At 66.7% G+C, this 14,009-nt stretch carries 12 protein-coding genes; 1 reads left to right on the forward strand and 11 read right to left on the reverse strand.

The window, feature by feature from the left end:
• Positions 1-15: 15 nt before the first annotated feature.
• Positions 16-1,989, reverse strand: a complete 1,974-nt coding sequence (locus tag BW990_RS14995; protein ID WP_076449153.1) for a phage tail sheath subtilisin-like domain-containing protein — start codon at positions 1,987-1,989, stop codon at positions 16-18.
• A 481-nt stretch (positions 1,990-2,470) separates the two neighbouring features.
• Entirely contained in the window at positions 2,471-3,394 is a 924-nt protein-coding gene (locus BW990_RS15000; RefSeq protein WP_159441663.1) for a type II toxin-antitoxin system RatA family toxin, read from the reverse strand.
• A gap of 123 nt (positions 3,395-3,517) precedes the next feature.
• Between BW990_RS15000 and BW990_RS15005 the strand changes: the two genes are divergently transcribed.
• Positions 3,518-4,303 (forward strand): helix-turn-helix domain-containing protein, encoded by a 786-nt coding sequence (locus BW990_RS15005; protein ID WP_076449156.1) that lies wholly within the window; start codon positions 3,518-3,520, stop codon positions 4,301-4,303.
• 73 nt (positions 4,304-4,376) lie between these two features.
• Here the strand turns inward: BW990_RS15005 and BW990_RS15010 are convergent, their stop codons facing one another.
• The 9 genes from BW990_RS15010 to BW990_RS15050 are packed head-to-tail and all read right to left on the reverse strand — an operon-like array spanning position 4,377 to position 14,008.
• The gene (locus BW990_RS15010) at positions 4,377-4,898 is read right to left on the reverse strand and encodes a DUF2478 domain-containing protein (protein WP_076449158.1); all 522 of its coding nucleotides are present in this window, start codon (positions 4,896-4,898) and stop codon (positions 4,377-4,379) included.
• 10 nt (positions 4,899-4,908) lie between these two features.
• Positions 4,909-5,208 (reverse strand): hypothetical protein, encoded by a 300-nt coding sequence (locus BW990_RS15015; RefSeq protein WP_076449160.1) that lies wholly within the window; start codon positions 5,206-5,208, stop codon positions 4,909-4,911.
• Positions 5,205-5,822, reverse strand: coding sequence for a carbonic anhydrase (locus BW990_RS15020; protein ID WP_076449162.1), 618 nt, complete (start codon positions 5,820-5,822; stop codon positions 5,205-5,207). The genes BW990_RS15015 and BW990_RS15020 overlap by 4 nt, the downstream gene beginning before the upstream one ends.
• Entirely contained in the window at positions 5,812-6,387 is a 576-nt protein-coding gene (locus tag BW990_RS15025; protein ID WP_076449164.1) for a hemerythrin domain-containing protein, read from the reverse strand. Before BW990_RS15025 ends, BW990_RS15020 begins: the two co-directional genes overlap by 11 nt.
• A gap of 19 nt (positions 6,388-6,406) precedes the next feature.
• On the reverse strand, positions 6,407-7,204 hold the full coding sequence (locus tag BW990_RS15030; protein WP_076449166.1) for a peptidylprolyl isomerase: 798 nt from the start codon (positions 7,202-7,204) through the stop codon (positions 6,407-6,409).
• Between the two features lie 5 nt (positions 7,205-7,209).
• A complete protein-coding gene (gene narI / locus BW990_RS15035) occupies positions 7,210-8,022 on the reverse strand; it encodes a respiratory nitrate reductase subunit gamma (RefSeq protein ID WP_076449169.1) in 813 nt (270 codons plus the stop codon).
• Between the two features lie 12 nt (positions 8,023-8,034).
• Positions 8,035-8,748 carry a nitrate reductase molybdenum cofactor assembly chaperone gene (gene narJ, locus BW990_RS15040; RefSeq protein ID WP_076449171.1) on the reverse strand — a complete coding sequence of 238 codons (714 nt, stop codon included), beginning with the start codon at positions 8,746-8,748 and terminating at the stop codon, positions 8,035-8,037.
• On the reverse strand, positions 8,748-10,271 hold the full coding sequence (narH, locus tag BW990_RS15045; RefSeq protein WP_076449173.1) for a nitrate reductase subunit beta: 1,524 nt from the start codon (positions 10,269-10,271) through the stop codon (positions 8,748-8,750). Before narH ends, narJ begins: the two co-directional genes overlap by 1 nt.
• Positions 10,268-14,008, reverse strand: a complete 3,741-nt coding sequence (locus BW990_RS15050) for a nitrate reductase subunit alpha (RefSeq protein WP_076449175.1) — start codon at positions 14,006-14,008, stop codon at positions 10,268-10,270. The genes narH and BW990_RS15050 overlap by 4 nt, the downstream gene beginning before the upstream one ends.
• Between the last annotated feature and the right edge of the window lies 1 nt (position 14,009).

Raw genomic sequence — 14,009 nt, forward strand, 5'->3', positions numbered from 1 at the left:
TTTCGGCCCCTTGATTCAGTTGGACTGCATGAGCTGCTGGAACTTCAGCACGACGAATTCCGCCGGACGCACCGGGGCGAAACCCACATAGATGTTCAGGATGCCGAGGTTGATGTCGGCCTGCGTCGTCGTCTCGCTGTCGCATTTGACGAGATAGGCATCGCGCGCCGAGGCCCCCTGGAACGCGCCCTGCCGGTGCAGTTGCGACATGAAGGCGTTCACGTTCAGCCGCACGTTGGACCACAGCGGCTCGTCATTGGGCTCGAAGACGACCCATTGCAGCCCGCGGAACAGCGAATGCTCTATGAACAGCGCCAGCCGCCGGACCGGGATGTAGCGCCATTCCGAGGCCAGCGCGTCCGCGCCATCGAGCGTGCGCGCCCCCCAGATCACCGAATTGTAGACCGGGAAGGTCCGGATTGCGTTGATGCCCTGCTGGTTCAGCGGGCCCTGCTGGCGGTTGGTCATCACATCGACGGGCGTGCCCCCCGCGATCCCCGCCGCGGTGCCCGCAGGCGCCTTCCAGACGCCGCGCGCCGCATCGGTCCGGGCATAGAGCCCGGCGGCGATGCCGCTTGTGGGCATCACCCGGGGCGTGGCGGGGTTGGCCACATCCGGCCCCGTCACCTTGGGATAATAGAGCGCCGCGTTGCGCCGCACGGTGCCGCCCAGCTGCCCTGTCCAGGCGAGGATGTTGGTGCGGTCCGTGCCCTCGGGCACATCGACGATCAGGAAGGCGAAGTTCCGCGTGCAATAGGCATGGGCCGCCTGGTAGACCTGCGCCGCGTTCGCCATCCGGGTGTGATCGAGCGCCGAGAGATCCGGCAGGCACATCAGGTTGAAGACGTCCGGCACGATGGCATCGAGGGCGAAGATCCCCTCGCCCGCGGCCTCGTCGCCGCCGATCGCGTCGATCACCGCGTCGCGCCAGGCGTCGGTATTGCCGGGCAGCGTGCCGTCATTGCCGCCGCCGAGCTGCGCCAGATCGTCCGCCGGCGCTTCGAGCAGCGCGTTGAAATCCGCCGCCGCACCCGCACCGGTGACGACCGTGCGCTCGGGCAAGGTGCCGTCCTGGTGCTGCACGGTGATCATCTCGCTTTCGGCGGCCACCACCGTCTCGACGTATCGCGCATCGCCCGCATTGATGGTCACGCCGAGATGCGCCTCCTCGCGGATCACCTCGGTGCCCTCGAATTCCCGCACCACCAGATCGAAGCTCGTGGCCCCGGCCCCGGCATGGGCGATGCCCACGCGCAGCGTGTCGCCCCACGACCCGACGGAGGACGCCGCGACCGTCAGGGATGCCGCAGCGGCACCTTCGGTGTCGATCTCCACCGAGGCGGCGGCGATGCCTCCGCCCGCCAGCGCCAGCAATTCGCCCGGCGTGGCGGCCTCGATCTCGGCCTGGTTCGTGGCGGGCGACCCGCCCACATCGAACCGCGCCGGCAGCGACCCGTCCGCATGCTGGACGCGCACCAGCGTGCTGCCCGCATTGACGATGGTTTCCACATGCTGCGCATTGGCCGCATCGGTCGAGAGGTTGTCGAAAAACTCCTCGGTCGCGACCGTGGTGCCATCGGCCTCGAATGCGCGGACCAGCATCTGGAACGTGTCGGTCGCGGCGTCGGCATGGGCGATGCCCACGGCGATCCGGTTTCCGTCCGCGCCCGGGGCCACCGCCGTCACGGTCATCGCGACGCCGTTTGTGTCCACATCGGCCGCCGCAATGCCTCCCGCCGCGACCCGGACGATGAACGCGACATTGCCGCCATTGAGGAAGTAATGGCGCACCGCGTAGGACGCTTCGGAGCCCGCGAACACGCCACCGAAGATGCGCTCGAACTCGCCGAAGGAGGTGACGCGCGTGGCTTCGTTCAGCGGCCCTCGGGCAAAGACGCCGACGAAGGCGGTATTCGAGGTCGCGACCCCGGATATCGACCGGACACCGGACGGAATTTCACGGACATAGACGCCTGGGGTATCGAACATGGCAAGACCTCTGCTCAGTCATGGGGCGCGAAAATACGCGCGCGGAACCGCGGCGACGGATCAGAGGTCTGCAGAGGGATGGACGGGGCGGGCAGTGTTCAAATGGGTCGCGCCGTGCCGGAAAAGAAACATAAAATAATGAAAAATCAAACGCTTGGGAAAATCTCGCAGAGGCCAAAAATCACGTAACCATTTTGTGAGTGTAACAACCGCGACCGCTTGCCGCAACGTAAATCACTTCCGCGATGTCGCGATGGGCAGGCTTTCGCACCGTCCGCGCCACCGTATCCACGGGGCTCAGGCGGCGTATCTTGCCCGGGCTATGATCGCCTGTCCGTTGCCGTCAAAGGACCGGCGCGATGCGCGGCATTCCGAGTGCTTGGCTTCGGCGAGAGGGCGTACCGGCCGATCCAAGATGCGCCCCCATTGCGAACCGGATCTCTGCCCGTCGCGCCCGCCGGGACGCTGACCGGGACGCGCCTCACTCCCCCGCAACCGCCTTGTTGTCCGCTTGCAGACCCGCCTCCCGCTCCATCCGCGCGGCCCAGGCATCGGCGAGGTCGATCAGGATGGTCCTGAATTGCGGCCCGGCCATGGTCGCGAACAGCCACCGCGACAGGGCGTTGCCTTTCAGCCGGGCCGTGATGTCGATCTCGAAGGCCGCGCCCTCCGGGTGATCCTCGACGCGCCAGCGTCCCGAGAGATCCGCGAAAGGATAGGGATAGTCCGCGGCCTCGGTATGAACGCGGAACCCGTAGGCTTGGCCGGGCTCGAATAGATCGCAGGTCTCCGTCCAGCTTTCGCCCTTGGGCCCATGGCACCGCCGCGTCATCCCCAGCCCGTCACCCGACAGCACCTCGACCTTCGAGAGATTGTCCGCGACATCCGCATAGCCCGGATGATCGGTCATCACGTCCCACACGGTCGCGACCGGCGCGCGCACGCGGCGCTTGACAATGGCATGAAGCGTTCCGTCCCGCATCTCCACCCGGGCCACCGGGACAGGCCTTTCGATCCGGGCCGCGGACAGGAACTGGGAGATTGCGAAGAACGCCACGACCAGCGCTACCGCAGCCACGATCGCGACGCCCGTCGCGGTCAGAACCTGCCCGAAGGCGGCGATCAGCACGACGCTGCCGATGATCCACAGCACGTCCAGAAAGACGATCTCATGGACCATGGCGCGGGATACGAACCGGTATCGCGACAGCGCGTAAACCAGCCCCGCAAAGCCCAGCAGACCGATCCCCAACCCGCGCAGCGCCATGGCGGCCCAGTCCACGGGGACGGCGAAAAGCAGCGGCGCAACCATGCCGGCCGCCAGAAGAAGGGGCGCGGCGGTGAGCACCGAAAACAGGCTGTTCATCTTGAGGAAGCGTCGCGCGGCATTGGCTGAACTTGACATGTGGTACCTCTGGCAGGTTGATGTTTCCCGGCCATGAGAACCATCCGGCGCGCAGGCCTCAATTACCTCCGGAGTAATGGCGGCGGGCCCGACCAAGGGGCAAAAGGGGGCATGACATTCGTGATGAACCGGCCCCAGGACGCCTTCGGCCCTTTGCTGAAATGGTGGCGCACGAGACGGCGGCTGAGCCAGTTCGACCTCGCGCTCGAGGCCGGCATGTCGCAGCGCCATGTCAGCTTTCTCGAGACCGGACGCGCCAAGCCCAGCCGCTACGCCGTCGGGCAGATCTGCGCGGCGCTGGAGATGCCCGCGGCGGAACGCGACGTGATGCTGGTCTCCGCCGGGTTTGCCCCGCAATCGGTCGATACGCCCTGGAGCGCCGAGGTCCGGGCGGCCGTCGATGCCTCCATCGCGCATGTCCTGACCGGCCACGAACCCTTCCCCGCCGTCTCAATCGATCGCATCTGGAACCTGCAACGGGCCAATGAAAGCGCGCGGGCGTTCTTCGCCGTCGCGGGCGGTACCGGGCAACCCAACCTCTTGCGCGAGTTGTTTTCGCCCGGAGCGCTGCGCGGCAACATTCGCAACTGGCCCGAGGTCGCCCGCGCCCTCTTCCGGCTCCTCGATCTCGAAGTTGCGCGCCGGCCCCATGACGCAGAGGCGAAGGCGCTGCTGGAGGAGTTGACGGAGCTTCCCGGCGTCGCCGAGGCGGTCGCGGACCGGGTCAGCGCGCATCCCGCGCCGGTCCTGTCCATCGACGTCACCATCGAAGGCGCCGAGTTGCGGCTGTTCTCGCTGATCGCCACCGTGGGCATGACCATGGACGCCACCCTGGACGATCTGCGGATCGAGACCTTGCTGCCCGCCAACGAGGCGACGCGCCGCTGGTTCATGGACTTGCGGCGCTGACGGGGCCTTGGGCGGGTGCCGGCGCCCGGGCGCCGCAAGAGCGGGCCTCCGGACAGCCTCTGCCGTTCCAGCCTCAGACCGGTTCGCCCTGCCCCGACATCGCCCGCTCGGCCCAGCGGAGAAGTGCAGCCGGCTCGGGCGGCAGGGCCACCGCCTCCCCGCCCACGAATGCCGCGAACGCCTCCGCGTTGAGACCGTTCAGACCCACGAGGACCGGCACGTCCAGCGCAAGCGCCTCGGCGATCACGCCGCGAAAACCGCGGCCCGCGGCCTCGTGCTTGCCGAACTTGTTGACGATCAGAAGGTCCACACCGAGATCGAGCCGCGCCGCCACCATCCCCACCGCGTTTTCCAGCGCCTCGGGATCGAGACGGCACCCGCGAGCCGACGGCCCGAGATCCTGGCTGATGCGCAGCACCGGCCCGTCCGGCAGGACCTTCACGTCCATGTCGCAAGGCCCGGCATGCGGGGCCGCCGTGTTGATCTGCACCGTTCCGGCGACCCGCAGGCCCCGGGCGGCCAAGTCCCGGGCCAGACCGGCGAGGATCAGGTCCATGTCGCCGCGTCCGGGCGCCATCGTATAGGCAAGTTTCATGTCTCGGTCCTCACGCTTCTTGGAATGGTAAAAATTCGACCGGCGCACCGGCTGGCAGTTGATCGGTCTCGGCGTGCAGAAAGACCAACCCGTCCGCCAGGGCCACCCTTCCGATACGCCCGGAATGCGTGTCCGCTTCGATCTGCGCGACCTCGCCACCGAGGGCATCGAAGCCGATCAGGGCGACGGGCCGGATTTCGCAGCGCCCGGCCTTGCGGCGGAGCGCCTCGTCGATCCCGATCAGCGTCGCGAGGTGGCCCGGCGCATCGCAGCCCCAGCCATCAGTGGTGATCTTTCGCTGAATGGTCATTCCGCAACCTCCCTTTGGAAATGGCCCGGCCCGATCGAGCAATCGAGATTGCGCAGCCGTCCGTCCTTCAGCCCGTAGATCAGCCCGTGGACGCGGATATCGGCGCGGCGCAGCCAGGCTTTCTGCAGGATCGGTGTTTCGGCCACGCGCTGAACACCCTCGATGACGTTCAACTCGGCCAGCATGTCCCGCCGCGCGCCGATATCCGCGCACCGCGAGAGATCGACCGCCCGGCTTCGGGCCAGCCGCCGGATCGGTTCCAGCCAGTGATCCGCGAGCCCGTGGGGCATGTCCTCGGTCGCGGCCTTCACGCCGCCGCAGCCGTAATGTCCGCAGACGATGATCTCGCGCACGTGCAGCGCCTCGACCGCGAATTCCAGCGCCGAGAGCAGGTTCATGTCGCTGGAATGGACCACGTTGGCGACGTTGCGGTGCACGAAGACCTCGCCCGGATCGAGGCCCGCGACGACATTGGCGGGCACGCGGCTGTCCGAACATCCGATCCAGAAAAACTCCGGCGCCTGTTGCGCGGCCAGCCGGGCGAAATAGGCCGGGTCGGCGGCGCGCCGGGCCTCGGACCAGTGGCGGTTGCGGTCGATGAGGTCACTGAGCATCGGGTTCCTCCATGGATCGCGCGAGCCCCCGGCGCTGCATCATGCACAGCCGCAGCGTTTCGAGGTCCTGCGCGGTCAGGCGCAGCCGGGCGAAGGGCAGGATGATCGCGTTTTCGAGGATCAGATGCCGGCGGGCATCAGTGACGAACCGCGCGAAGCGCCCGCGCATCTGCGGCGACAGGGTGCTGCCCCCTTCCGCAAGGCGCGTCAGAGCGGCGATAACAAGCGGGATGTCTTTGTCCGTATGCCGGTGATCGCTGGCCAGCCGGGCAATGGCCTTGCCGATCTCGTCCTCGGGCGCGCAGCGGCGCCGCAGAAGCGGAAACAGGTCGTCTTCCTCGTCTTCGAGATGCAGCGGCAGCTCGTCCCTGAGATAGGCGAGGATGCCCGCCACGATGTCCGCATCGGGCGCCCCGGTCGCGGCCAGCGCATCGAGTTCGACGCAGATCCGGCGTTCGCGCAAATGCTCCTCGTGCAGGTAGTCCAGCGGTTGCGCGAGCAGCGCGGGATGCGTCGGTGACAGGCCCTGCCCCGGTCTCAGGCCCTGCTGCGCATGCTCGCTCATTGGCCCGCCCCCCGCCGCGTCAGACCGGGCGCAGGTCCGCGCCGGAAATCTCGGCGGACGCGACAAGCTCATTGACGAAATCGCGGGCGGCGCGGGCCCAGGACGCCTTCTCCATGGCGTCGGACACCTTCCCGCGCACCGCATCGAAGGGCAGCACCGCGCCCTCGGCGACCGCATCCATCCGGATGACATGCCAGCCATGGCGCGTGAGCACCGGAGCGTCGGTGATCGCGCCTTCCGGCAGACTGCGCAGGACGGCCTCGAATTCCGGCACGGTATCGCCGGGGCCGAGCTGCCCCAATGCACCGCCCGAAACCTTCGAGCTGCAATCGCTGTGCTCCGTCGCGAGCGTCGCGAAACCGCGGGGATTGGCGCGGGCCTTTTCCGTCAAAGCGATGGCCCGCGCCTGCGCGCCGTCCTTCGCGGCGCTGTCGCGCCGATCGCAGGCGCACAGGATATGCGACACCTCCCAGAGAGGCGGGGCGCGGAAGCGTTCGGGCGCACGCGCCCATTCGGCCCGCAGGGCCTCTTCCGAAGGCGGCGGCACATCCACCGCGATCTCGAGAAGGCCCCGGATCAGGGCCTCCTCGTCAGTCTCGAAGCGCCCGGGCGCGCGCTCTTCGGGCAAAGGCTGCAGACCGCGCCGGCGCGCCTCCTGCAAGAGCAGGGTCCGGACCGCGACGGCATTCATCGCTTTCCGCCAGGCGATCCCCGGCTTGCCGCCCGGAGCCGCGTGGTTCTGCGTCTCGCGCGCGATCACCGCCTGCGGGACGGTTTCGCCGTTGACCACGAGGTCGGGAAAAAGGGCCGCGCTCATCAGGCTCACTCCGCCGGGTTCGCGATGGAGGCTTCGGGCCGCCCCATGGCGCGCGGCGGGACCGCCGCGTGCGTTGTCGCACTGACCGGGCCGCTAGGGGCGGGCAGCGCGCTTTTGCGTCGCGAGCGCACGATCTGGTAGCCCGGTCGCCCCAGCAGGTAGCGGAGCGGCGCGGCGAACCCCGACCAGATGTGCACGAGCCGCGTGAACGGGAACAGCATGGTGATGATGAGCCCGAGGAAGATGTGCAGCTTGTAGAGCCAGTGCACGTCCACGACGGTGACCCAGGCGTTCAGGTTCCAGGTCACCACGCTTTGCGACCAGGTCATGAAGCGCACCATCTCCGAGCCGTCCATGTGCTGCAAGGTCTGCGTGATCGTCAGCAGACCGATCGCAAGCTGCAGCCAGATCAGCCCCAAGATGGCGATGTCGGCATAGCTCGAGGTGACGCGGATGCGCGGATCGGAGAGACGCCGGTGCAGAAGCATCGTCGCCCCGATCAGCGCGGCGATCCCCGCCGGGCCGCCGATCAGGACCGCCATCCATTGCTTGAGCGCATAGGGAATGCCGAACGCGTCGAGCACCCGGACGGGCGTGAAGAGACCGATGAGGTGGCCGAAGAACACGGTCAGGATGCCGACGTGAAACAGGATCGACCCCCAGATCAGCTGCTTGCGCCGCAAAAGCTGGCTCGAGGAGCTTTTCCAGGTGAAGGGATCGCGCTCGTACCGGGCGATGGAGCCCACCAGGAAGATCGTCAGCGCGACATAGGGCATCACGCCGAACAGGACGAAGTTGATATCGAAATTAGCGAACATGACTCGGATCTCCTATTCGGCCGCGTGCTGCGGGGCGGGCGGGACAGGCGGAGCGGGCGCGTCCATCCGCGCGAGGATATCGCGCGAGACGGGACAGCCGGCATTCGGGTCGGGCCCGAAGCGGACCTCGCTTTCCTCCCAGACCTCGTCCAGCGCCACAAGGTCGTCGGGGTCCGTCTCAGGCTCGTGCAGAAGCGCGGCCACCGCCGCCGGATCGGCCCTGGCGCCGGAAAGCTGCAGAAGCGCGGCGAAGACCGCGCCATAGGGACTTTCCCGCCGGACAAGCCGCGCGTTCAACGCCTCGAAGATATGCGCCGCATCCGCCAGAACGTCCCGCGCCTCGGCGCAGGAACGCATGGACAGGAATTCGAGCAGCACCGGCAGGTGATCTGGCAGTTCCGAGGTGACGGGTTCGAACCCGCCCGCGCGATAGGTTTCGAGCAGGGACACCATGGCGCCCCCCCTGTCCCGGCTCTCGCCGTGGACATGCTCGAAAAGGTTCAGCGACAGGGTCCGCGACCGGTCGAAAAGCATCACGTATTGCTCTGCGAGCGCGTAGATGTCGCGGCCGCCCAGCTCCTCCAGAAGCGGCCGCAGGGCCCGGCGCGCGGCGGCGGTCAGCCGGGTATCGGCGGCCAGAACGCCCCCGATCTCCGGCATGGCCGCCTGCAATGCGCGGGTCGGGTAGCTCAGAACGAGCGACAGGGCCTTGAGCGTGCGGTCCATCACATCACCTCCGTGGGCATTTTCAGGGGTTTCTTCGAGCCGCCGAAAAGCGAGCCCTTGGAGATGCCGCTGGAGCATCCGTTGCCGTCGGTGAAGCCGCAGCCGCCGCGCAGGTCATAGGCCTCCTCGACCTGTTCGCGATGCGTCGTGGGGATCACGAACCGGTCCTCGTAATCGGCCAGCGCCATGATCCGGTACATGTCCTCGATGACGCGGCCCGACAGGCCGACCCGGGCGGCGATGGCCTCGTCGCGCACGCCGTCGATGGTCTTGGCGCGCATATAGGCGCGCATGGCCAGCATCCGCTCCAGCGCCTGCGCGACCGGGGCTTCGTCACCCGCGGTCAGCATGTTGGCGAGATAGCGCAGCGGGATCCGCAGGTTCTTCACGTCCGGCATCGCGCCGTCCATGCCGATGGCGCCGGCCTCGGCCGCGTTCTGGATCGGGCTCAGCGGCGGGATGTACCACACCATCGGCAGCGTCCGGTATTCGGGATGCAGCGGGAAGGCGACCTTCCATTCCATCGCCATCTTCCAGACCGGGCTTTCCTGCGCGGCCCGGATCCAGTCTTCGGGGATGCCGTCGGCGCGCGCCGTCTCGATGATCACCGGATCGGTCGGATCGAGGAACACGCCCAGCTGCGCATCGTAAAGATCGGTCGTTTCGGGCGCGTTCGCCGCCTCCTCGATCCGGTCGGCATCATAGAGCATCACGCCGATATAGCGGATGCGACCGACGCAGGTTTCGGAGCAGACCGTGGGATTGCCGGATTCGATCCGCGGATAGCACAGGGTGCATTTCTCGGATTTGCCGGTCGACCAGTTGTAATAGACCTTCTTGTAAGGGCAGCCCGAGACGCACATCCGCCAGCCGCGGCATTTCTCCTGGTCGATCAGGACGATCCCGTCCTCCTCGCGCTTGTAGATCGCGCCCGAGGGGCACGACGCGGCGCAGGCGGGATTCAGGCAATGCTCGCAGAGCCGGGGGAGATACATCATGAAGGTGTTCTCGTATTCCCCGTAGATCTGCTTCTGCACGCCCTCGAAGTTGTAATCCTGGCTGCGCTTGGAGAATTCCCCGCCGAGGATCTCCTCCCAGTTCGGGCCCTTCTCGATCTTCTCGATCCGCTCGCCGGTGATCTTCGAGCGCGGGCGCGCGGTCGGGAAGGCCTCCAGTTCGGGGGCGGATTTCAGGTGGTCGTAGTCGAAATCGAACGGCTCGTAGTAATCGTCGATCTCGGGCAGGTCGGGATTGGCGAAGATGTTCGCCAGGATCCGCCACTTGGCACCCTGCTTGGGCTGCAGCTTGCCGGCCCTGGTGCGTTCCCAGCCGCCCTTCCAGCGGTCCTGGTTTTCCCAATCGGTCGGATAACCGGTGCCGGGCTTGGTCTCGACATTGTTGAACCAAGCGTATTCGACGCCTTCGCGGCTGGTCCAGACGTTCTTGCAGGTGACAGAGCAGGTGTGACACCCGATGCATTTGTCGAGGTTCAGCACCATGCCGATTTGCGCACGAATTCTCATTCCGCTGCCTCCTGTGCAGGGGCTTTCCAGCTCTTTTCGCGGTCGAGCCAGTCCACCTTCTTCATCTTCCTGACGACGACGAATTCGTCCCGGTTGGCACCCACGGTGCCGTAATAGTTGAAGCCGTAGGATTGCTGGGCGTAGCCGCCGATCATGTGGGTGGGTTTGGGCACCGCGCGGGTGACCGAGTTGTGGATGCCGCCCCGCTTGCAGGTCTTCTCGGAGCCGGGCGTGTTCACGATCTTCTCCTGGGCGTGGTACATGAAGGTCGTGCCGTCCTTGATGCGCTGGCTCACCACCGCCCGGGCGGTCAGCGCGCCGTTGGCGTTGTAAAGCTCCACCCAGTCGTTATCGACGATGCCGGCGGATCGGGCGTCGTTCTCGGAAATCCAGATCACCGGACCGCCGCGATTGAGCGTCAGCATCAGCAGGTTGTCGCTGTAGGTCGAATGGATGCCCCATTTCTGGTGCGGCGTGATGAAGTTCAGAACGAGGCTGTCGCCCGCATCCCGCACCTCCTTCGTGATGGTCTTGAGGTCGACCGGGGGCCGGTAGGACACGAAGCCCTCGCCGAAGGCCCGCATCCAAAGGTGATCCTGATAGAGCTGCTGGCGGCCGGTCAGCGTGCGCCACGGGATCAGCTCATGCACGTTGGTGTAGCCGGCATTGTAGCAGACATGCTCGGATTCGAGCCCGGACCAGGTGGGCGACGAGATGATCTTGCGCGGTTGCGCCGCGATATCGCGGAAGCGGATCTTCTCGTCCGCCTTGGGCCGGGCGAGATGCGTGTGATCCCGCCCGGTGGCCTTCGACAGCGCCTCCCACGCCTTCACAGCGACAGCGCCATTGGTCTCCGGCGCCAGCATCAGCACGACCTCGGTCGCGTCGATATCGGTGACGATCCGGGCGCAGCCCTTGGCCGGGCCGTCCTCCCAGACACCGTTGAGATCGCGCAGGTGCTGCACCTCGGAACCGGTCTTCCACGCGATGCCCTTGCCGCCGTTGCCGAGCTTGTCCATGAGCGGCCCGAGCGCACAGAAGCGGTCGCCGATGGCGGTGTAATCCCGTTCGACCGCGATGAAGTTCGGCGCGGTCTTGCCGGGGATCAGATCGCATTCGCCCGCCTTCCAGTCCCGCACCTGGTCCTGGGCAAGCTCGCCCGGCGTGTCGTGCAGGATCGGCAGCGCGACGATGTCGGTTTCCTTGCCGAGGATTTCCGGCGCGACCTGCTGCACCTTGTAGGCGATGGCCTTGAAGATCTCCCAGTCGGACTTGCTTTCGTAGGCCGGATCGACGGCGGCCTGCAGCGGGTGGATGAACGGATGCATGTCCGAGGTGTTGAGATCGTTCTTCTCGTACCACGAGGCCGTGGGCAGGACGATGTCGGAATAGACCGCGGTTGTGGACATGCGGAAATCGATGGTCACCAGCAGGTCGAGCTTGCCGCGCGGAGCGTTCTCGTGCCAGCGCGCCTCTTTCGGCTTCGCGCGCCCCTCCTCGCCCAGATCCCGGCCCAGAACGCCGTGATCGGTGCCGAGCAGGTGCTTGAGGAAGTATTCGTGCCCCTTGCCGCTCGATCCCAAAAGGTTCGAGCGCCAGACAAAGAGGTTGCGCGGCCAGTTCTCCGGCGCGTCCGGATCCTCGCAGGACATCTCGAGATCGCCGGATTTGAGCTGTTCGGCCACATAGTCTGGGATCTCGCGGCCCGCGGCTTTCGCCGCCTTGGCCACCTCCAGCGGATTGGTCTTGAGCTGCGGCGCGGAGGGCAGCCAGCCCATCCGCTCGGCGCGGATGTTGTAGTCGATCAGGCTGATGTCCCAATCGCCGTCCGGCGCCGTGGGCGACAGGATCTCGCCCGCCGTCAGGGTTTCGTAGCGCCACTGGTCGGTATGGGCGTACCAGGCGCTGGTCGAGTTCATGTGGCGCGGCGGACGGCCCCAATCGAGCGCGAAGGCCAGCGGCAGCCAGCCGGTCTGCGGGCGCAGCTTCTCCTGGCCCACATAATGCGCCCAGCCGCCGCCCGACTGGCCCACGCAACCGCACATCACCAGCATGTTGATGACGCCGCGGTAGTTCATGTCCATGTGGTACCAATGGTTCATCGCGGCTCCGATGATGATCATCGACTTGCCGTTCGTCTTCTCGGCGGTCTGCGCGAATTCGCGCGCGACATGGACGATCTTGTCGGCCCTCACGCCGGTGATCTTCTCGGCCCATTTCGGGGTGCCGGGCACGTCCTCGTCGTAGTGCCGGGCCACCCAGTCGCCGCCGAGCCCCCGATCGAGCCCGTAATTGGCGCAGAAGAGGTCGAAAACCGTGGCCACGGCCACCTCCCCCTCCGCCGTCTGGATGCGCCTGACCGGCACGTTGCGGGTCAGGACGTTGGGGCGGCGGTCGCCGGCGTCGAAGGCCTCGGTCGCGTCGGCTCCGAAATAGGGGAAATCCACGCCGATCACCTCGTCGTGGTCCTCGTCGAGGATCTGCGACATGCGCAGCGCGATCTCGGCGCCCGCGGCCTTCTCCTCGAGGTTCCATTCGCCGTCCTCGCCCCAGCGGTAGCCGATCGAGCCGTTGGGCGCGACGAGCGCGCCGGAGGTTTCGTCGAGCGCGACGGTCTTCCATTCGGGATTGTTCGCCTGCCCGAGCTTGCCGTCGAGATCGTCGGCGCGCAGGAAGCGGCCCGGGATCATCCGGCCGTCCTTGTCCTCGATCTTCACCAGCATCGGGAAGTCGGAATATTTGCGGCAATATTCCTCGAAATACTCGGCCTGCCAGTCGAGGTGGAACTCGCGCAGGATGACGTGGCCGAAGGCCATGGCCAGCGCCGCATCGGTGCCCTGCTTCGCGTTCAGCCAGACATCGCCGAATTTCGCGGCTTCCGAATAATCCGGGCAGATGACGGCGGACTTGGTGCCGCGATAGCGCGCCTCGGTGTAGAAATGCGCGTCCGGCGTCCGCGTCTGCGGCACGTTCGAGCCCCAGAGCAGCAGGTAGCCCGCATTGTACCAATCCGCCGATTCCGGCACGTCGGTCTGCTCGCCCCAGGTCATCGGCGAGGCCGGCGGCAGGTCGCAATACCAGTCGTAGAACGACATGCAGACACCGCCCATGAGCGACAGGTAGCGCGAGCCCGCGGCGTAGGAGATCATCGACATCGCCGGAATGGGCGAGAAGCCGAAGATCCGGTCCGGGCCGTAGGTCCTGGCCGTGTAGGCATTGGCGGCAGCGGTGATCTCGGTCGCCTCGTCCCAGCTTGCGCGGACGAAGCCGCCCTTGCCTCGGGTCTCCACATAGGACGCGCGCAGGATGGGGTCGTTCTGGAGCGCGGTCCAGGCCTCGATCGGGGTCATGGTCTCGCGCATCTTGCGCCAGGCCTTCATCAGCCGCCCGCGCACCAGCGGGTTCTTCACCCGGTTGGCGGAATAGAGATACCAGCTGTAGGAGGCGCCCCGCGCACAGCCGCGCGGCTCGTGGTTGGGCAGGTCGGGCCGCATGCGCGGGTAATCCGTCTGCTGCGTCTCCCAGGTGACGATGCCGGACTTGACGTAGATCTTCCAGCTGCACGAGCCGGTGCAATTCACCCCGTGGGTCGAGCGCACGATCTTGTCGTGCCGCCAGCGGTTTCGATAGGTCTCCTCCCAGTCGCGGCTCTCGCGCGTGACCTGGCCGTGGCCGTTGGAGAACCGTTCCAGCTCCTTGGACTGGAGGAAGTTCATTCTGTCGAGCAGGTGGCTCATG

This window comes from Roseivivax lentus, from assembly GCF_900156805.1.
GTDB lineage: Bacteria > Pseudomonadota > Alphaproteobacteria > Rhodobacterales > Rhodobacteraceae > Roseivivax > Roseivivax lentus.

Coding starts and splice junctions, on each gene's coding strand:
- BW990_RS15010 (WP_076449158.1), bottom strand. CDS start 4,898: ATGAAACTTGCCTATACGATGGCGCCCGGACGCGGCGACATGGACCTG.
- BW990_RS15005 (WP_076449156.1), top strand. CDS start 3,518: ATGAACCGGCCCCAGGACGCCTTCGGCCCTTTGCTGAAATGGTGGCGC.
- BW990_RS15020 (WP_076449162.1), bottom strand. CDS start 5,822: ATGCTCAGTGACCTCATCGACCGCAACCGCCACTGGTCCGAGGCCCGG.
- narH (WP_076449173.1), bottom strand. CDS start 10,271: ATGAGAATTCGTGCGCAAATCGGCATGGTGCTGAACCTCGACAAATGC.
- BW990_RS15030 (WP_076449166.1), bottom strand. CDS start 7,204: ATGAGCGCGGCCCTTTTTCCCGACCTCGTGGTCAACGGCGAAACCGTC.
- narJ (WP_076449171.1), bottom strand. CDS start 8,748: ATGGACCGCACGCTCAAGGCCCTGTCGCTCGTTCTGAGCTACCCGACC.
- BW990_RS14995 (WP_076449153.1), bottom strand. CDS start 1,989: ATGTTCGATACCCCAGGCGTCTATGTCCGTGAAATTCCGTCCGGTGTC.
- BW990_RS15025 (WP_076449164.1), bottom strand. CDS start 6,387: ATGAGCGAGCATGCGCAGCAGGGCCTGAGACCGGGGCAGGGCCTGTCA.
- BW990_RS15050 (WP_076449175.1), bottom strand. CDS start 14,008: ATGAGCCACCTGCTCGACAGAATGAACTTCCTCCAGTCCAAGGAGCTG.
- BW990_RS15000 (WP_159441663.1), bottom strand. CDS start 3,394: ATGTCAAGTTCAGCCAATGCCGCGCGACGCTTCCTCAAGATGAACAGC.
- BW990_RS15015 (WP_076449160.1), bottom strand. CDS start 5,208: ATGACCATTCAGCGAAAGATCACCACTGATGGCTGGGGCTGCGATGCG.
- narI (WP_076449169.1), bottom strand. CDS start 8,022: ATGTTCGCTAATTTCGATATCAACTTCGTCCTGTTCGGCGTGATGCCC.